This is a genomic window from Citrobacter sp. Cf116, assembly GCF_030336505.1.
Classification (GTDB): domain Bacteria; phylum Pseudomonadota; class Gammaproteobacteria; order Enterobacterales; family Enterobacteriaceae; genus Citrobacter; species Citrobacter freundii.
On record NZ_JAOWEQ010000019.1, the window covers coordinates 36,008 to 55,222 of the forward strand.

A 19,215-nucleotide genomic window follows, 5' to 3' on the forward strand; every position below is an offset into this window, starting at 1 on the left:
TATGGCCGTTGATACGATTTACACCGTTGCCGGCGGGGCGTGGTTTCAGGATACGCTCAATGGCGTGGCGGCATTTTTTAACAGCAGGGCCGGAGACTCACTGATTGCTATGGCCACCGCCGTATCGGTGATTGTCGGGGCGGCAACCTATATCCGGACACGCAATATTATGGACCTGGTCAAATGGGCCGGGTTTTATGTCCTGGTGATTGCCGTTCTGGTCGGGGACAAGCGGAACGTGCAGATTATTGACCTGTCTGAACCAGCGGCCATCTATCAGGTGGATAATGTCCCGACCGGCCTTGCAGCCCCGGCCAGCCTGATCACCCGTATTGGTGCAGGTATGGCACAGGTTTACGATTTTGTGTTTGCCCGGCCGGACGCGCTGACTTACAGCAAAACCGGGATGCTGTTCGGCGCGCAGCTGGCGGCGGGGAGCAGTGATTTCCGGTTCTCTGAGCCGGAAATTCAGCGCATGTTCTCTGATTACGTTCATAACTGCGTGGTGGGTGACATTATGCTGAACAATAAGTACAGCATTGGCGACCTGATGAATTCTACAGACCCATACGCGTTGATATTCAGTAAACCCAGTCCTCTGCGTGGTCTGTATGACAAAAACCGCAATTTTCTGACCTGCGAGCAGGCCACAACCAAAATAAACACTGATTCGAGTGATATCAGTGGACGGAATATGTTCCCGTTTCTCCAGCAGGTGCTTAACCGGATGCACGGTTTCACGAACCAGGTCTTTGGTCCGACAAACGGTGCCAGTACGGCACTGTTCACCGAAATGCTGGGCGACAGCTATAACTATTTTCACGGCAGTTCCATGACCTCCACCGAGATCATCCGCAAGAACGTGGTGATGAATGGCCTGCGCAGTGGTCTGGAGAGCTTTTCAGCGCAGAATGGCGATACTGCCGGGCTGGTGAACACCGCCACGCAGACATCGATGGCAAAAATGCGCCTGTCTCAGGCGACCAGTGCGTCCATCGCTGCCAACACGCTGCCGGTGATGCACAGCGTTCTGCTGGGCATGACAATGGCGCTGTTCCCGGTGCTGATTGTCCTGGCTGTGGTGAGCTCCTTGTCCTGGACCATTATTAAAGGCTATATCTACACCATTGCCTATCTGCAGATGTGGCCCATTCTGTTCTCCATACTGAACCATGCGATGAACTTCTACCTGCAGGGCAAACTCAACGGGACTGCGGTGACGCTGGCCACGTTTGACCAGGTGCAGAATACCTATTCAGATATCGGCACCACAGCCGGCTGGCTGGCGCTGTCCATCCCGTTTATCGCCTGGGGGATGGTGAAAGGCCTGGGACAGGTGGTGTCGCAGGCGGGGAACTATCTGGGACAGACCCTGCAGTCAGCATCCACACAATCGTCGTCTCAGGCTGTCGACGGTAACTGGTCCTATAACAATATGACGACCGGAAATGTGCAGGGTAATAAGTGGGACACTAACTACAGCCATCGTGAAGGGCATATGACCAGTCAGCTGGAGAGTGGTGCTACCAGAACGCTAACCTCTTCCGGGCAGAATGTTTTTGATACCACTGGAGCAATGTCGAAGTTGCCTGTCAGTCTCAATGGTGCCGAAGTCACAAGCAGCAGCCTGACTCAACAGGCCAGAGAATCTGAACAGCGGGCACAAACTGCACTCAGCGGATATCAGAGTGGCCGTTCCAGTAGCTGGAGTCAGTTGCAACAGTTTGCCAGCCAGCGTGGGAACAGCGATTCGTTAGTACAGGGTTCAGATCACAGTAGTGGCAGCAATTCTAGCTCAGGTATTAATAAAATGCTCACAGCTACAGAGGGGTATGCAAAAGCTAATAACGTTAGCACCCAGGAAGCGTATAACCAACTTATGGATAAAGCTTCAAGAGGAACTATAACAGCAGGAAGTAAAGCTAGTGTGGGAGGTAAATTATTTGGAACCGGAATTGAAGCCCATACAGGAGCAGAATTTAGTGGTAGTAGCGGATCGTCGCATGGTACCAATGAAACTAACTCACAAACAAATGATTTCAGAAATGATAGAGCCTCTCAGTTTGCTAATGACTTCAGAGAGGGCTTAGATATGGTAACCAGCAGTCGTGTAACTGCAGGGGGAACCCATACTGATGCTGCATCAGCAAATAAAGTAGAACAGTTGGCGGCAACGCTATCAGAGACCCAAAACAGCTACCAACAGTACTCTGACAGTATGACTCGCAGTCATGAATACAGCGAAATGGCGGCATATGTTCAGAGTAATAGTGCTCAGATCAACAGCAATTTTGACCAGCAATTTGCAAACTATGTGATGCAAAAATCTGGTAATGCTGAAGCAGTTTTGAGTGACACATCATCTCCGGAAGTTGCAGCAGAACGACAGAAACTGGCTCAATCATTTGTTCAGGATAAGATGCTACCTCAAATTCAGGCTGAATATCATGGGCATAAAGCTAATCTTGGTGGTGGAATGAGTCAGGCAGCATCAGTACCAGGAGAGGAAAGTGTAAATAATCACTGGAATGAAAACTCAGATGTTATTCGTGATCACGAAAATGCAGCCGGTATAAAAAATAATGTACAACAAACAGTTGAACAGAGATATTCTGATGCTAGAACTCAGTTAAATGATGACAGTCAAGAAATAGCGGGGCAGAAAGAAAAAATTCAGGACATGAGGAAGAATCTACAGTCAGAGCAGTCAACAGCTGCTGAAGAGCATAGGAAGGGATTTGAAAATGAAAAAGCTTCGCAGAAATCACTGGCCGGACTAAATAATGATGACTTAACGAAGATGGCTCAGGATGCACAAGATAAAGGAACAACCTATTATGGTAAGAAGTAAATATAACTTAAGTCTACTGATTTTACCTGTGAGCTTTGCTATAGTCTGGTGGCGAGCAACATACAGCTACATTTCATACGACTGGATATATATTCTTCCTTCCTTAGTTCTATTTTGTCTTATAGGGTATTTCCTGTTGTGGGCAGTAAGATTAAGGGGGTACCTATTAAGGTACGAGCCTTTGGAGGAGTACATAAAATATTTTGTAGGTTGCAAAATAAAGCTGTCGTTTTTAACTTTGTTGTTTTTTACTCTACTGGCAGAGTTATCCCCCTTGATTTACTATCCTATTTATTGTGTCTTTGGCATGTTTTTTTCTATCTTAGTATTTATGAAGTATAAAGGTAGAGATGCGATTGCAATAAAAGAACTGTTGTTAAATAGTGAAAGTAGTAAAAATGATGAAGTATGTTTTCAGCTACTTAGTGGAAATTACATAAAGAAATACGCACTTACTAATTCAGTTGTGGTTAACGGTAATGGATTGTATAAAGTGCAACCATTTAATTACTCAGAAGTAAAAGATGTGTATTCAATTGGCTGTAGCTTAAGCACGGCAAAAAATAGTGGTGTTCCTGATATGGTAGAGGCCAATAATATCGTTGATGATAGTTCTTTCTCTTTGATGGGGGTAAACCCGTCTACAGGTCTTTACATGACTGGAGGCAGCATGGACTCTGGAGGTAACCATTTTGGTAATCCAGAAAAAATAGATTGAAAAGGAGATAACGTGAAAACGAAAGTCTGGAGTCTGATTATATTATCTGCAGTTTTCATTGGCGGCTTCTCTAAATTTGCTGAAGCGAAGGACCAGTCCGATGGGATAACTATTCAAAACTATAATTTAATCAAAAAAGAAGCGCTAGATGGAGGGAAGGAACAGAACCTCATTCTTAACTCTTCGATGCAGGCAATGTGGGAAGGAATTGTATACACGAATGCATTAGCTAAAATGAAATCGGGTGACACTCTTATATGCGCTGGGGATGAAGTTAATAATGGTAAAGATTTATCAATGCTCGTTGATAAATATATTGAGCGGAATCCGGGTAAAGTTAAATCAAATGATAGATTTGCTCTTGTTGCGATTTTAGCATTAAATGAGTTCTATCCTTGCAGTAAATAAATGCATACATCATCCTCGGTTAAGTAGAGCGGTTGCTTGACCGCTCTTATTTCTCGCTATCTATTGTAAATATTATTTCCTGTCGTTATTAAATAATTTACGGAAAATATAATGAGTCTGAATCCTCGCGACTTAACGCAGGGCGGTCAGGTCGCATTCATGCGCCTGAAAATGTTCCTGCAAATAAATAACCTGATTTCTTATTACGTTATTATGGGGACGGTTTTATTTGGCATCGCCGTCCTGCTTATGCGAATGAGTATTCAGAATCTGACCAACGGCATTATTTACTGGTTTGTTCGGGTAATGTCGCCCTTTACTGAAAAAATGGTCAGTCAGCCTGTCTATACCATCCGTTATTACGAACATAACCTGCAGTACAGCGCCAGGCAGGTGTTGAGTGACAGTTACACCATGTACTGCGGCCAACTGCTGAAACAGGAACTGGTTATTGCAGGATGTGCCGCGCTGCTGATCGCCTTTCTGGCCACACTGGCCGTGTACTGGTATCTCGGGCGTGCTGGCCGTAAACAGAGTGAGGATGAAATTATCGGGGGCCGGGTACTCTGCGAATCGCCAAAAGAAGTTGCCCGGATGATGAAAAAACGCGGGGAAGCATCTGATATTCGTATTGATGACCTGCCGCTGAAGCTGGATTCTGAAATTCAGAATATGGCTATGCATGGCACGGTATCAACCGGTAAATCCACCCTGATGCGCAAGATTTTAAAACAGCTGCGTGACAGGGGCGATCTGGTCATTATCTACGACAAAGGCTGTACTTTCGTTGAGGATTTCTACGACGAATCCCGGGATAAAGTGCTTAATGCGCTGGATTCCCGTTGCCCGAACTGGGATTTGTGGGAGGAATGCCGCTCTATCGCCGAACTGGAGAATGCCAGTACGACCCTGATCCCGGCTAGTAGTGGTGAAGATCCTTTTTGGCAGGGCAGTGCGCGCACCATCTTCGCGGAAGGTGCTGAGCGCATGCGTAAGGACGAAGATCGCAGCTACAACAAATTCCTGCGTACACTTCTGGCCATAAAGTTGGACCAGCTGCGGGCTTTCCTGGCCGGTACGCCAGCCTCCACACTGGTTGACGGAAAAATAGAGAAGACAGCCATCTCTATCCGGAGCGTGCTGACAAACTACGTTAAAGCTCTACGCTACCTGCAGGGCATTGATCGTCCGGGGCGGGAGAAGTTTACCATCCGGGAATGGATGAAAGGCCAGACCGATAAATCGAAGAATGGCTGGCTTTTCATTACCTCCGATGAACAAAACCATGAGTCCCTCAAGCCGCTTATTTCACTGTGGCTCAGCATTGCCGCCACCAGTCTTCTCGCTATGGGGCCGAACCGGCAGCGGCGTGTCTGGTTCTTCTATGACGAACTGGCGTCGCTGCATAAATTGTCTTCATTACCGCGGATTATTTCAGAAGCCCGTAAATTTGGCGGTTGTTTTGTGCTGGGTTTTCAGAACATCGCCCAGATGGAAGAAATCTATGGTCCTAAAGCCGCTGCGGGACTGTTTGACCTGCTGAATACCAAATTCTTCTTTCGTTCCCCGAGTGCGGAAATTGCGCAGTTTGTAGAAAAAGATCTGGGGGAAACCCGGCGTAAAAAATTCAACGAACAGACCAGCTTCGGCCATGAGCAGGTCCGTGACGGGATTTCTTTCGGCAAGGAGGAAGAGCGTGTCACGGTGGTGACCTATTCAGACGTCCAGAAACTTAACGATCTGCAGTGTTATGTCACCCTGCCCGGTGACTATCCCGTTGTAAAACTCTCCATGAGCTATGAGGCAATGCCCAAAGTGGCAGATGCCCTGTTGCTGCGTGACGTACAGACGAGTCTTGATCAGACGCTTGAGGATGAAATTCGGCGCCGCAGTGAAGAAGAACGGCACAAGTTTGCCGGATTGTTCGAGAGAGAATCGTTGATTCAGGCTGTTCCGGGCGGTGCGTTTATACCGGAGGGGAATCTTTCGAATACCCCTCCCCCTTCTGCCGACCTGGTGGCTGCTGTCCTCGCGGAAGCGAACACGCCTCCTGCGACGTGGCCATTGCAGACAGAGGGGGGTTCCGGCGATGCAGATACCGAAAACACGGCTTCCACTGCAGTTACCGCTGAAGGTGGCTCAGCCTCCACCGGAGGGACTGAGCGTGATATCGAACAGGATTTACCTCAGGATATGCCGCCGGGCCTGAACAGCGACGGTGAGGTTGTGGATTTCGCAGCGTATGAGGCATGGGCTCAGACCTCACACCAGACTCGCGATATGACACGCAGGGAAGAGGTCAACATCAATCATGCGACAGATAAAACGCATGACTTTGATGACGACAGGGAGGTGTTCTGATGCTCTCAATTTCTTCTATAAAGGGTGATTCGGCCTATTACAGTCATGAAGACAACTACTATGCCAGCGGTTCGCTGGAGTCTCGCTGGCTGGGAGATGGTGCGGAGAAACTGGGCCTGAAGGGCGAAGTCGCCAACGCTGATATGGATGCGATACGTCAGGGCAAACTTCCTGACGGCACCGATCTCTCCAGGATGGTCAATGGGGTGAATAAACACCGCAGCGGCTACGACCTGACTTTTTCAGCCCCCAAAAGTGTATCGATGATGATCCTCATTGGTGGTGATACCCGCCTGCTTGATGCGTGGAACCGCAGTGTGGAAAACGGCATGAAAGAAGTAGAGAAGCTTATCAGCGCGCGCATCACAGACAGTGGAAAAACCGACACCGTTTTGACGGGAAACATGGTGGCCGCACTATACAATCATGATACCTCCCGTGCTTTAGATCCGCAGATCCATACGCATGCACTGGTGTTCAATACCACGTTTGCGGAAGACAAATGGCGGGCGCTGGCCAGCGATACACGTATGAAAACCGGATTCGGTGAAAATCTGTATGCGCTGCAGGTGGCGATCGGAAACCTCGTATTACAGCCATTCAGACAGGAGGCGGAAAAACTCGGTTATGAAACGGTTGCTGCCGGTAAAAATGGTCTCTGGGAGTTAAAGGATGTTCCTGTTGCGCCGTTTTCGACCCGCAGTCAGGCTATCAGCGAAGCGGCAGGGCCAGATGCGTCCAAAAAATCCCGCGACGTTGCTGCACTCGATACCCGCCAGGCTAAAGCCTGGGCGGACCCGGATCTGCTGAAAGCTGAATGGCGCCGGCGGCTGACCGATGAAAAATTCGATATCGATAACTACATCGGCCAGGCGCAGACACGGGCAGAACCACCTGGCCCTGTTGTTGGTGGCACAGAGGGTATTCGCTCAACAGGCCAGCCCGCCAGTGTGTCTACCGCTCAGATTTCTGAGTCAGACGTGCAGAAAGCCGTCAGTGACACGATTTCGGCATTGTCGGAGAAGAAGGTCCAGTTTACCTGGTCCGAAATGCTGGCCGGCACGGTCAGTCGTCTGCCGTCAGCGTCAGGTCTGTTTGAGCAGGCCCGTGCCGGCATTGATGCCGCGATTGAAGGGCAGCGACTTATCCCGCTTGACCGTGAAAAGGGTATTTTTACTTCCGATATCCACCTGCTGAACGAACTCAGTGTCCATCAGCTGGCGCGCACGGCCATTCAGGAGCAAACCGTGCTGGTCTTTCCTGAACGGGCAAAAGAGCGCGATATGCCGGCAGGTGATGCTGTCTCTGTGCTGACCCAGGATAAAAGCCCGGTGGCTATTCTCAGCGGTCGCGGAGGCGCGCAAACCTTGCGTGAGCGCACGGAAGACGTGGCCATGATGGCCCGCGCACAGGGCCGTGAGGTGATGATAATTGCAGCCGACGGTCGCAGTGGCCAGTTTCTGTCAGAAAGCCCGCATCTGGCAGGCCATGTAATGCTGCGCTCGCAGATGAATGCAGACACCGTATTGCCGGTGCAGGGCACAGTTATCGTTGACCGGGCGGAGAGACTGTCGCTGAAAGAAACCGTGCTGCTGCAGGAAAAGGCGCTCAGCGCCGGTGCGCAGCTGATTTTTATGGATACGGAAAACCGACAGGGAACGGGGAACGCGCTGTCTGTGCTGAAAGAGGCGGATATTCCACAGTACCGGTTTTACGGTACGCAACTGCCGGAGGTACGACTGGTCAGCGAGGCGGACAAGCGTACCCGTTATGGCCAGCTGGCGCAGGAGTACGTGCGCCTGTCTGCTGAAGGGCGGGATGTCGTGGCCCAGGTGACCGGTGCCCGGGAACAGCAGCATCTGACGGAGGTTATCCGGGATATGCGCCGTGATGCGGGTGAGCTGGGCCGGGAGCAGGTGACACTCCGGGTACTGGAGCCGGTGTGGCTGGACAGCAAAACCCGTCATCAGCGTGATAACTACCGGCCCGGGATGGTGATGGAGCAGTGGGACGCTGAGAAGAAAACAATGACCCGGCACACCATTGACCGGGTGGCTGAGGCCACTAACAGCCTGGTGCTGCAGGGGGAAGACGGTAGTCGTCTGACACTGAAGGTGACGCAACTGGACGGCAGCTGGAGCCTGTACCGCAGCCGGACACTGGCGGTTTCTGAAGGGGACCGCGTCAGGGCGCTGGGGCGAGAGCTGAAGGGAGCCATCAAAGCGAAAGAGCAGTTCACCGTGGCGGGGCTGGAAAATGGCGTGGTACGGCTGCGCAGCGGCGACCGGGAACTGCGTCTGCCCACTGAACGGGCCGTGAAGCTGGCCCATGACTATGTGGAAGGGACCGGAGCGGGTACCAGCGCGTCGCGCACGGTACTGGCCGCCGTCGGTCCGCGCGGGCTTAATAAACAGACCCTGAACGCGCTGGCGCAGAGCGGCAGCGACATCCGGATTTATACGCCGCTGGAAGGCCGGCAGGCAGCACGCAAAGTGGAGAGTGTGTCTGCCGTGCGACTGGCCAGTGACCAGGTCCGTCAGTCGACCGGCGAGGCAAATCTGGATACTGCTATACAGGCCAGTCGTGACCGCCTGATGTCGGATGCTGAGCAGGCGGTGAGTCTGGCCATCCCGCGCGCGCAGCAGGGACAGGTACACCTCAGTGAAATTGCCCTGCTGTCAGAAGCGGTAAAATCCGGCCAGCCGCTGACTGATGTCCGGACTGAAATCGCCCGGCAGGTGGACAGTGGGGATCTGATACAACTGGATTCAGTTTCCGGGGCGGGAAACAGGGTGCTGGTTCCGCGAGTGGCGTATGAGATGGAAAAGACCATCATCCGCCATATTGCTGAGGGTAAGGATGCGGTACAGCCCCTGATGGCGCTGACGCCTGCCTCAGTGCTGGCCGGTTTGACGGCAGGCCAGCGGGAGGCCACGCGGACAGTGCTGGAAAACACCGACCGCTTTATGGCCATTCAGGGGTATGCCGGTGTGGGGAAAACCACCCAGTTCCGGGCGGTGATGGGTGCCCTGAACACCCTGTCTGAATCCGTGCGCCCGCAGGTCATTGGCCTGGGACCCACGCACCGGGCCGTGCATGAGATGCGTGAGGCCGGGGTGGAGGCACGAACGCTCGCCAGTTTTTTGAGTGAAACCCGGCTGGCCATACAAGCCGGGGAAACACCGGACTTCCGCAATGTCCTGTTCCTGACCGATGAGAGCTCGATGGTGGGTAACCGTGATATGGCCGAGCTCTATCAGCTGGTTGCCGCAGGCGGCGGACGAATGGTCTCCAGCGGGGATACCGCGCAGCTGCAGGCCATCTCAACCGGTCTGCCGTTCCGCCTGGTGCAGCAGCGCAGTGCCATCGATACGGTGGTGATGCAGGAGATTGTCCGCCAGACCCCGGCGCTGCGCCCGGCGATTGAAAGCATCATCGCAGGTCAGGTTGATACATCACTGCGCCAGGTGGATGACGTCAGCCCGCAACAGGTACCACGTCAGGAAGGAGCCTGGGTGCCCGGGAATTCCGTCATGGAAATCCGTGCGCCGAAAAAGGACCAGGAGCAGGACACTCCTGTCGCCGGTGAACAGACACTGACACCAGAGCAATTGTCACTGGTCCGGACCGACATCATTGAAGCCATCCGGGATGACTGGATGGGGCGCACCCCGGAGGCGCAGCAGCAGACGCTGGTTGTGGCAGAACTCAACGCCGACCGTCATGCCATCAATGATGCCATACATGCCGCCCGGCATGAGAAAGGCGATACAGGTGCTGAAGAACGCACGTTCACCGTCCTGGAGCCGCTCCGGGTGCCTGACAACGCCCTGCGTGCGGCTGAAACCTTTGCTGAGTACACCGGCGCCGTGGCCATGATGAACGAGCGCTACTGGACTGTGGCGGAGGTGGATATGCAGGACGCCGTGGTCACGCTGCGTAATGCTGACGGGGAGTCGGTGCTGATCTCTCCTCAGCAGAACACTGCACAGGATATTTCCCTCTTCACACCCCGCGATCTGACGATCAGTCAGGGGGACAGGGTGCGCTTTACCCGCTCGGACACCGACCGCGGCTATGTGGCCAACAGCCTGTGGGAGGTGGCCGGGTTCACTGACGACGGGGCCATCCGCTTTCGCCAGGGAGATCAGGAGAAAATTGTCGACCCGCAGGCCATGACGGAGGACCGTCATATTGACCTCGCCTATGCCCTGACGGTGTATGGCGTGCAGGGGGCCAGTGAACGCTTTGCCATTGCCCTGACCGGTACCGAAGGTGGCAGGAAAAGAATGGCGTCTCTGGAGTCCACCTACGTGACACTGTCACGCGCAAAAGAGCATGTGCAGGTCTATACCGACGATCTGGCTGGCTGGAGTGGCGATGCCCGGCACTCAAATGCCGGACAGACCGCCCACGACCTGCTGCACCAGAAAAGTGACCATGAATCCGACACCGGCAACCGACTGCTGGCCACCGCCTCACGGCTGGATAAAACCGCGCTGGGACGCAGGGTTCTGGCGGAAAACGGCCTTGAGGGTGAAACAATGGCGCGCTTCATTGCTGCCGGCAGGAAATACCCGACACCTTATGTAGCCCTGCCGGCGTGGACCCGTCACGGAAAAGAAGCCGGGGCACTGCTGACCGAAATCCGGATTGAGGATGACGGGATGCGCGTGGTGCTCAGTGATGAGTCCCGGCTGCGTGGTGGGGAGGATGCGCAGTTTGCCGGCCTGCAGGCCAGCCGTAACGGACAGACACTCATTGCTGATGATGCACAGACGGCGCTGCGCCTGGCACAGGAGAACCCGGAGAGCGGGGTGGTGATACGCCTGCACGGCGAAGAACGGTTGCTCAATGCAGCCCGCCTGACCGGGGGACGGATCTCGGAGCCTGATGAGGTGGCACGGACAGTGCGCAGCGTGGCGGAGGCTGAATCAGCGGCGAAAGCGGAAGACCCCATTACGCTGCCTCCGGATGAGCAGCAGAAACTGGCAGAGGCACAGGAAAAAGCGGCCCGGGAGCTGGCGGAGCAGGCCCGGCAGGAACTGCTGCCGGCAGTGCCGGGTGAGGAGAGCACCAGGCCCGAACCCCTGTTGTCTGCTGATGAAGAACGTCGGCTGCGTGACGGTACAGCACGGGGAGAGCTTGAGCTGGAAGAGGCCATTAAGGAAGCGGTGGCTGACGGTCGGGGTATCCGCCAGCAGGTGCGCGAACAGATGCTGCGTACCGAGCGTGAGTGGGTGGTGAATGTACCGGAAAAAGACATTGAGCTGGAAAAGACGCTCGGTGGGGACTGATTCAGGGAGGATATGTGTATGTTTACCGGAATATTCATCATTGCCGTTCTGCTCGCCGGATTTGTGGTATTGCTCAGGCAGGCCGGTTCGGCCCGACATCCGCTTTTGCAGATGCTGCGTGAAAAAGGGATTCGGCCGGGCAGAACTGAACTGTTGCTGTGCCGCCGACCGTCGTTCGTCAGTGCCGGTCAGCTGATGACGGAGCGGGAGCAGCGTTTTCTGCGCCGGCTCGACAGGGTGACCGATACCCGCCAGTGGCGGCTGTGTCCGCAGGTTCGTGTGGCCGATATCGTCAGAGTGGCGCCCGATCGTAAGTCCGGGAGCCGTGAATGGTGGCAACTGTTCCGCCTGGTATCGCAGTGGCACTGCGATGTGGTTATCACGGACCGCACCGGAAGAATCATTGTGGCAGTAGAGCTGGACGACCGTTCCCATCAGGCGCCGAAACGTCAGCGACGTGACCTGCTGCTGGAAGAGGTGCTGAAACAGGCGGGTATCCCGCTGCTGCGTGGCGATGATGAGCAACAGCTGGCGGAGCGCGTCAGAGCACACCTTTGCGCACAACGACAGGAGGCTGCAACATGAATCCGGGTAAATCTGTTGCCCTGCATCCTTTCAGGCTGACCCTGAATTTCTCCGCGCTGCAGCGCGATGTCATCCGGATGGCCGCGTTTATGGCAATGGTGGGGGACCACATCGCCACTGCCTTCCTGCTGGAGATACCCTTACTGAACATGGTCGGGCGTTGTGCATTCCCCCTGTTTGCGCTGGTCAGTGGCTGCAACATGGCAGGCAAAACCCTGCGTCAGCACAGCCTCAACCGCCTGTGGCTGATGGCACTCCTGGCCCAGCCGGGTTACTGGCTGGCCTTCAGGGAAGCCGGACTCATGTGGTGGCAACTGAATATCCTGTTCGCTTTCGCTGTTGTCATGCAGGTGACCCGCTTCCTGCAGGCAACGACCGTGCTTAATGGCGTTGCAGCGTTCATGGCCCTGGTGGGATATCTACCGCTTAGCTCTGCCAGTTACGGTATACCCGGTCTACTGATGCTCGCCGGCGCGCTGCTTGTCTGGCAGGTCCGGGACACACTGCGGCCAGCCCTGTTTGCTGTCTGGCTGTTGCTGGTCGCCCTGCTTAATGCCCGACATGGTGATGTGATGACGCTTTCCGGTGTACTGCTGACGTTGACTGTGCTGTTTTGCGTGCACGGGCTGGTACCGGCTCCCGGACGACGCCTGCAGGCCGGACGGTGGTTTGCACCAGCCTATGCCCTCCATCTGCTGTGTATTGGTTTTCTGGTCAGTGTTCTCTGACCTGTTTTTACTGTTGCTTCAATCAAACAAAAGGAATTCACATGAAAAATAAGCAAATCGCTTTATCTGCGGTTATCTCCGGTTGCCTGTCATTAAGCGGGCCGACGTTTGCTTCGTCAAAAGGGCCTGTACTTATCCATTCAGAACTACCTGAACAGATTATGGCAGCGCCTACCGCGGTGCCTGAGCAGGTCACGACTAACGTGCTTCTGCGACAGATTCTGGCGGAGGTGATAAAGGCAAATAGCCTGAAGGAGGATAACCGCTGTAGCGATGGTGAGAAGAAGTATTCTCCGGGTTACATCATCAGCGTTGGCAATAAAACGCTGCGATGCGATATCAGCAAGGACTACCCGCAATGGATCGAGGGGAACAAAGCTTGAGGGCCGAAAAAACTTCCGCATGATCCTGTTTGTTCAACTAAACGGCCTGACGCCTCCGCAGGGCGTCGTTGTCCAACCCCGGCAATCGGGGAAAAGCAAGTTTCCCCCGATTCCGGCGTTTCTGAATACATCCAGCGAAGGAAATACCATGCAAATAATGTCTAAAAAACATATGTGCCGATGGTTTCTGCCCAGTCTGCTCGGTCTGGTTCTGTGCGTGCCAGTACCGAATACTTACGCAGCCACCGTTGAGGCAGGATTTTCTCCGGAAGGTACAGCTCTCCAGCTGGTTCTTAAGACAATTGAGACCGCGCAACAGGAAATCCGTCTGATGGGCTACTCCTTCACCTCCCCGGAGGTGGTCGGGGCGCTTGTCAGGGCAAAACACCGGGGGATCGATGTGGGCGTGGTTCTGGACTGGAAAGCTAATGCCGGGAACAACAACAAAGCCAGTAAAGCAGCCATGAACCTTCTGGTTGGTGCCGGCATCCCGGTTCGTACAGTCAGTGCTTACAAAATTCTCCACGACAAAGTGATCGTCGCTGATGGCCGCAACACCCAGGTCGGCTCATTTAACTTCAGCCGGGCTGCAGACCGCTCGAATTCGGAGAACGTGCTTGTCGTCTGGGATGACCCAGTCTTAGCACGCAGCTACCTGAATCACTGGACATCCCGCTGGGCGCAGGGAACGGACTGGAAACAGACGTACTGACATTTCAATAAACGATCCTGAAACGTAAACCGTGCGCCAACACAGGTTACGTTCATAAAGTAAGTCGCTGATTTCAGGAATCTGTAGTATTCTCTGCAAAGATCCAGATTTGATCCTTGAGGAGGCAGAGATGTCGCAGCCTGGAAATGCAGTTTCCTCATCGAAAGAAAAACGTGCGTACCGCAAAGGCCATCCGCTGAGTGCTTCTGAGCGACAACAAAGTTTTGTTGCGCGGAAACGTGAAACGCATAAAGAAATTAAGATCCTTGTGCCTAAAGAGCTCAAGAGCAAATTTCAGGAAATGTGTGCAGAAAGCGGTCTGAGTCAGGCAGAACTGTTTAGCCGTTTAATCGACAAAGCCAGTTAAACTGGCGTTATGGGCTGACATTCTTGCTTGAGTGGGCACGTAGTGCTAGATTACTGATCGTTTAAAGAATTTTGATGGCCGGCCACGCCGTAAGGTGGCAGGGAACTGGTTCTGATGAGGTGTCTACCCGGGACCAGAAAAGACAAAACCCCGATAATCTTTCAATGTTTGGCGACGAAGAAGATTACCGGGGCTTACCTAAACTGTATAGAAGCTGTTGCTCTATGCAGGGAGTATAGTTTTATGCTCAGAAAAGTTCAACACCTGTTTCTGCGCCATTTGCTCCTTCCGTGCAACATAAGTGCGGGCGGGTTTGAATAGCGGAACATTTTCCGATTCTACCTATTTCGACTGGTCGGAATACGACTTAGCGAATCTGCGTGAAGCACGCGATTCTGTTGTTGTTTCTCCGAAGCGTACACGCCGTCGTCGCGGAACACACTCGACGGCGTGTAAGTGTGCTGATCCTAAATATCTTCGACCTGCGAACTTTAGCGAGCTCCCGAAAGTACTTCGGGACGGGTATCATCGTGCCCAGAAACGCCGTTTCTCGCGGCATCCGTATTTCGTGCATATGCGCACAAATGCTGGCCGTGAGCGCGATTTCCGACAGGAACGCCAGCATCTCCTCGATGCACTGGCCGTTCTGCTGGTCAGCGGCTGCGACATTGCCACGTTTAACGTCGCCCTCAACAGTTCACAGATATGCAAGGCATTAAGTCCAAAAGATTCCCGGGGTGAGGTAATACCTGGTGAAGAGGTCACGCCTTCCCGCATTTGCCGCGCACTCGATCTGTTAGAAAATTACGGCCTTATCGAGCCGTACATGCGTCGCCTGGACCCGTACACAAAAACATACCTCCCGCGTCATGTCACGTTAACAGAGCAGTTTTTCAAGCTCCTCCAGGTCAATCTCGATCTGCTGTTCAAAGAGCGTGAAGAACGTCTGCGCGCGCTGGCTGAGGGGATTCTTGCCCCTGGCGAAGTGATGTCCGTAAAAGCGGCCAGACAGCGCTTCTTTGACGAGAAAGTGGCGCAGGCCCTGAAGGTTCGCCGCGAGCGAGCGATAGAACAGAAGCGCCTTTCCAGAATTGCGCGTTCTACCCAGCTCGATGACCGGCAGTTCCAGATTGCAGCCTGGCTGATCAACACGCGGCCGGAAGTCTCAGGCATGACTCCGGATGATTTCGAGTTGCTGGTCTATCATTACCTGCGTCAGATCAAGCTCAATTTTGACGCTGAGCCACCAGGCTAACTTAACGCTCACTCCACGTTTTTCCTCTACCGCCGCTGGCGGTTTTTGTGCTTCCCCGCGTTTAAAAACAGGCTAAAAAACAATCAATAAAGCCTGCCGTTACGACACGCATTACCGGCGAAAAAAACCCTGATGATGCAACCTGGTCATGTCCCTGTAGTTATGCACAAATATCCGCAAACATAGAGGACTTCTTACCGGCAATGACTGGAAGTATTACCCGCAAGTTTTTCTTAATCTTCTGGTAGCCCTGTGCTATTTCTTACCAACGAACGCTTACGCGCCTTTGCGCTTTTTAATCATTCAATTAAAAAACGGATCTTATTCAGTCCCGCTTTCCTGTGGAAAACGGGGATAATGTCCGCCCTTGCAGCGGACTACGTCCGCGCCGGTTCGGAAACAGCAAATGTACCTCCCGCCACTACGCGGCGGGCATTAGTCATATAAAATAGTTACAACATACAAAATATTCACGCAAAGACGTGAATCGTGCACACCTGAACCATCACAGCCCCTCCCACCACTAAAAAGCGAGGCCGCCCCGGGCCGAAGGCCCGGAACAACATCGCTTTTAATGCTGGATGATGTAACTAAACATTTGAGTGGCTGCCAGTAACATCGCGGCAGGTTCTCAATACAGCCCCCGGGCACCGGCCTTGCCGGCGCCACGGCTCCGGAAATCACGCGCTGTACGTCGCAAGCGCCGTACAGCCCGCTCACCGGAGTTAAAAGGGCTTAATGAAACCACATCATAGCTATAAGCGGGTTATGGCTTAGCAGGGCGAAGGGATGGATTGGTGGAACCTATCAACAGCGTAACCGGCTGCGCCGGGCTACGGCGCCATTAACAACCGTGCTCTGGTCAACTTCTGAGGGCGCCTCTATGCGCCTTTGGCGCATTCCCGGAATGCCTGCGCGCTGCTCGGCATTCTTAACCCGAATATTGAAGCAGCATTTCCGGCTACGCCGGGTCCCGGCGCCACTCACCATCAGTATTCTGTTTACCACCTGCTGGCGCCTCCATGCCGCCTGGCGGCATTCGTGACCACAGCTTATGCTCAGCAGTAGAAATACTGACGTTAAGCCTCTGCCGTAGTATATTTTCGCGATTATCCTTAGCTACGCTAAGGCTGGCCGGACGTGATCAGGACTAATATGACCATCAGGGAAAGCATATGAGCGATGAACCGGGAAGAGGTAAATTTGTCGATCAGGCGGCAGAAGCCAGGCCTTCTGTCTGGCGCAGAACAGCTGGCTGGATACGTGAGGAGATCCAGCATTCTCTGGGAAGGCCAGCCCGCCTGGAGGGTGCTATTGCTTCCGGGCAGCTAATTCCCTGTCCGATCATCGCCCCTGTCGACACGTTCTGGACACGGTCGGTGGTCTACTGGCAGGACTGGATGTCTTTTTCTCTGTCATCATTTCATTCCCGTCCCTGGACGATCGACTACCGCAAACCGGGCTACCAGCGCCGGCTCGAAAGCCATTCACTTGCTGTTCCTGAGGTTCAGCAACTGATTAGAAAAGAAAATATCCCTCATTTTTCATGCGATATCACAGATATTCGGGGGATTTCAGCCTCGAAATCTATGGATCATGATATCCGGGACATCGATGAGTTTCCTGTACTGAGATGCCGTGAGCTGGCTGAACCTGTGACTGAAGAGCACCTGCGAAAAAATATGCGTCACTGGGAATTAGGGGGAACCGCAGAATTCGGAAAAAATCGTACGCTAAGCTAACGGTGTTCTCGTGACAGCTCTTTGACTAGGCTTTCTAAGGCCATTCTGATAGCCCTGACTTCCTGAAAAGCCATGGCTAAAATTTGTGCGGCTAAAAGGGATAACCGATGGTAAAGTAAGTTATCCCTGTCGAGATACTGAAAAGCGTTATCCTCGTTTTTCCCAAAACTGTTTTGCCAGTTCGCTCAGAGCGCTAGTTAACTGAGCGACAGATTTCGCACTTTGCAAATTATTCTGCCCGGTCTGTACATTGGTATCAGCAGCATCGCGTATATTGATAATACTGCGGTTTATGTCTTCACTTACTGCTCCCTGCTGCTCGACCGCAGTCGCTATTTGCGCGTTCATGTCGGTAATTTCGTTAACGCGTTGGCCAATTCCATCAAGAGCTGTAGCTGCTTCCTCTGCGTGAGCTACACTCGTGTGCGCTTGCCGACTACTTTGCTCCATGACTGTAACAGCGGATTGCGCTCGCTCTTGTAGAGCGCTGATCATGCTTTGAATATCCGTTGTCGATTGCTGTGTGCGAGCAGCAAGACTGCGAACCTCATCGGCGACAACAGCAAAACCACGCCCCTGCTCACCAGCACGCGCGGCCTCAATTGCTGCGTTGAGTGCCAACAAATTCGTTTGCTCGGCGATCCCTCGTATAACGTCAAGAACTTTTGATATCTCGTTACTTTGACCTTCAAGCTCATGAATAACCTGAGTGGCTTGCCTAATTTCACCTTCAAGGGCAGTGATTGACTGGCTTGTGTGGGCTACCAGACGCTGGCCAGATGCCGTCTCAGTGTCTGCTCTTCCGGCCGCATCTGCAGCATGCTGTGCATTGCTCGCAACCTCTTGAATGCTTGCCACCATTTGGTTTACTGCCGTTGCTATTTGATCTGTCTCTGCCTGCTGCTCAACTGTAAGTACATTGCTTGACTCAATATCCTTTAGTAGGCCTCGGGTGTGTTCGCTAAGCCGATTTGATGCATCACCTATGGGCACTGTTGCAAAGTTAGCGATGAGGCAGCCTTTTGTCTTATTCAAAGGCCTTACATTTCAAAAACTCTGCTTACCAGGCGCATTTCGCCCAGGGGATCACCATAATAAAATGCTGAGGCCTGGCCTTTGCGTAGTGCACGCATCACCTCAATACCTTTGATGGTGGCGTAAGCCGTCTTCATGGATTTAAATCCCAGCGTGGCGCCGATTATCCGTTTCAGTTTGCCATGATCGCATTCAATCACGTTGTTCCGGTACTTAATCTGTCGGTGTTCAACGTCAGACGGGCACCGGCCTTCGCGTTTGAGCAGAGCAAGCGCGCGACCATAGGCGGGCGCTTTATCCGTGTTGATGAATCGCGGGATCTGCCACTTCTTCACGTTGTTGAGGATTTTACCCAGAAACCGGTATGCAGCTTTGCTGTTACGACGGGAGGAGAGATAAAAATCGACAGTGCGGCCCCGGCTGTCGACGGCCCGGTACAGATACGCCCAGCGGCCATTGACCTTCACGTAGGTTTCATCCATGTGCCACGGGCAAAGATCGGAAGGGTTACGCCAGTACCAGCGCAGCCGTTTTTCCATTTCAGGCGCATAACGCTGAACCCAGCGGTAAATCGTGGAGTGATCGACATTCACTCCGCGTTCAGCCAGCATCTCCTGCAGCTCACGGTAACTGATGCCGTATTTGCAGTACCAGCGTACGGCCCACAGAATGATGTCACGCTGAAAATGCCGGCCTTTGAATGGGTTCATGTGCAGCTCCATCAGCAAAAGGGGATGATAAGTTTATCACCACCGACTATTTGCAACAGTGCC

Annotated in this window: 14 protein-coding genes and 1 pseudogene; 13 read left to right on the top strand and 2 right to left on the bottom strand. The window is 53.1% G+C overall.

Features of this window, described 5'->3' with window-relative positions:
• Window position 1: 1 nt before the first annotated feature.
• The 13 genes from traG (at window position 2) to OGV74_RS01045 (ending at window position 17,407) form a co-directional block, all read left to right on the top strand.
• Window positions 2–2,851, top strand: a complete 2,850-nt coding sequence (gene traG, locus OGV74_RS00985; RefSeq protein WP_063615431.1) for a conjugal transfer mating-pair stabilization protein TraG — start codon at window positions 2–4, stop codon at window positions 2,849–2,851.
• Window positions 2,852–3,032: 181 nt separating this feature from the next.
• The gene (locus OGV74_RS00990) at window positions 3,033–3,569 is read left to right on the top strand and encodes a hypothetical protein (RefSeq protein WP_129753978.1); all 537 of its coding nucleotides are present in this window, start codon (window positions 3,033–3,035) and stop codon (window positions 3,567–3,569) included.
• A 12-nt stretch (window positions 3,570–3,581) separates the two neighbouring features.
• On the top strand, window positions 3,582–3,977 hold the full coding sequence (locus OGV74_RS00995; RefSeq protein WP_063615433.1) for a Rap1a family protein: 396 nt from the start codon (window positions 3,582–3,584) through the stop codon (window positions 3,975–3,977).
• Window positions 3,978–4,088: 111 nt separating this feature from the next.
• Complete coding sequence (gene traD / locus OGV74_RS01000) at window positions 4,089–6,338, top strand: type IV conjugative transfer system coupling protein TraD (RefSeq protein WP_063615434.1); 2,250 nt, start codon at window positions 4,089–4,091, stop codon at window positions 6,336–6,338.
• Window positions 6,338–11,635: a conjugative transfer relaxase/helicase TraI gene (traI, locus tag OGV74_RS01005; protein WP_063615435.1), complete on the top strand. Its 5,298-nt coding sequence runs from the start codon at window positions 6,338–6,340 to the stop codon at window positions 11,633–11,635. Before traD ends, traI begins: the two co-directional genes overlap by 1 nt.
• A gap of 18 nt (window positions 11,636–11,653) precedes the next feature.
• Window positions 11,654–12,220, top strand: a complete 567-nt coding sequence (locus OGV74_RS01010; protein WP_063615436.1) for a DUF2726 domain-containing protein — start codon at window positions 11,654–11,656, stop codon at window positions 12,218–12,220.
• Entirely contained in the window at window positions 12,217–12,948 is a 732-nt protein-coding gene (gene traX, locus OGV74_RS01015; RefSeq protein ID WP_063615437.1) for a type-F conjugative transfer system pilin acetylase TraX, read from the top strand. The genes OGV74_RS01010 and traX overlap by 4 nt, the downstream gene beginning before the upstream one ends.
• A gap of 41 nt (window positions 12,949–12,989) precedes the next feature.
• On the top strand, window positions 12,990–13,331 hold the full coding sequence (locus OGV74_RS01020) for a hypothetical protein (RefSeq protein WP_063615438.1): 342 nt from the start codon (window positions 12,990–12,992) through the stop codon (window positions 13,329–13,331).
• Window positions 13,332–13,479: 148 nt separating this feature from the next.
• Window positions 13,480–14,043, top strand: a complete 564-nt coding sequence (locus OGV74_RS01025; protein ID WP_063615439.1) for a phospholipase D family nuclease — start codon at window positions 13,480–13,482, stop codon at window positions 14,041–14,043.
• Between the two features lie 130 nt (window positions 14,044–14,173).
• Complete coding sequence (gene repA, locus OGV74_RS01030; RefSeq protein ID WP_000081846.1) at window positions 14,174–14,410, top strand: replication regulatory protein RepA; 237 nt, start codon at window positions 14,174–14,176, stop codon at window positions 14,408–14,410.
• Window positions 14,411–14,653: 243 nt separating this feature from the next.
• Window positions 14,654–14,731 (top strand): RepA leader peptide Tap, encoded by a 78-nt coding sequence (tap, locus tag OGV74_RS01035; protein WP_071530466.1) that lies wholly within the window; start codon window positions 14,654–14,656, stop codon window positions 14,729–14,731.
• Window positions 14,724–15,665 carry a plasmid replication initiator RepA gene (repA, locus tag OGV74_RS01040; protein ID WP_074173836.1) on the top strand — a complete coding sequence of 314 codons (942 nt, stop codon included), beginning with the start codon at window positions 14,724–14,726 and terminating at the stop codon, window positions 15,663–15,665. The genes tap and repA (OGV74_RS01040) overlap by 8 nt, the downstream gene beginning before the upstream one ends.
• A 1,175-nt stretch (window positions 15,666–16,840) precedes the next feature.
• Complete coding sequence (locus OGV74_RS01045) at window positions 16,841–17,407, top strand: DUF6685 family protein (protein ID WP_227629624.1); 567 nt, start codon at window positions 16,841–16,843, stop codon at window positions 17,405–17,407.
• A 147-nt stretch (window positions 17,408–17,554) separates the two neighbouring features.
• On the opposite strand, the pseudogene OGV74_RS01050 reads toward OGV74_RS01045, so the two are convergent.
• Together OGV74_RS01050 and OGV74_RS01055 are read right to left on the bottom strand one after the other, a co-directional pair.
• Window positions 17,555–18,394, bottom strand: a pseudogene (locus tag OGV74_RS01050) (methyl-accepting chemotaxis protein); the annotation flags it as partial.
• Window positions 18,395–18,447: 53 nt separating this feature from the next.
• Complete coding sequence (locus OGV74_RS01055; RefSeq protein ID WP_001067855.1) at window positions 18,448–19,152, bottom strand: IS6-like element IS26 family transposase; 705 nt, start codon at window positions 19,150–19,152, stop codon at window positions 18,448–18,450.
• Between the last annotated feature and the right edge of the window lie 63 nt (window positions 19,153–19,215).

Coding starts and splice junctions, on each gene's coding strand:
- traG (WP_063615431.1), top strand. CDS start 2: ATGGCCGTTGATACGATTTACACCGTTGCCGGCGGGGCGTGGTTTCAG.
- traD (WP_063615434.1), top strand. CDS start 4,089: ATGAGTCTGAATCCTCGCGACTTAACGCAGGGCGGTCAGGTCGCATTC.
- traI (WP_063615435.1), top strand. CDS start 6,338: ATGCTCTCAATTTCTTCTATAAAGGGTGATTCGGCCTATTACAGTCAT.
- OGV74_RS01010 (WP_063615436.1), top strand. CDS start 11,654: ATGTTTACCGGAATATTCATCATTGCCGTTCTGCTCGCCGGATTTGTG.
- traX (WP_063615437.1), top strand. CDS start 12,217: ATGAATCCGGGTAAATCTGTTGCCCTGCATCCTTTCAGGCTGACCCTG.
- OGV74_RS01020 (WP_063615438.1), top strand. CDS start 12,990: ATGAAAAATAAGCAAATCGCTTTATCTGCGGTTATCTCCGGTTGCCTG.
- OGV74_RS01025 (WP_063615439.1), top strand. CDS start 13,480: ATGCAAATAATGTCTAAAAAACATATGTGCCGATGGTTTCTGCCCAGT.
- repA (WP_000081846.1), top strand. CDS start 14,174: ATGTCGCAGCCTGGAAATGCAGTTTCCTCATCGAAAGAAAAACGTGCG.
- tap (WP_071530466.1), top strand. CDS start 14,654: ATGCTCAGAAAAGTTCAACACCTGTTTCTGCGCCATTTGCTCCTTCCG.
- OGV74_RS01045 (WP_227629624.1), top strand. CDS start 16,841: ATGAGCGATGAACCGGGAAGAGGTAAATTTGTCGATCAGGCGGCAGAA.
- OGV74_RS01055 (WP_001067855.1), bottom strand. CDS start 19,152: ATGAACCCATTCAAAGGCCGGCATTTTCAGCGTGACATCATTCTGTGG.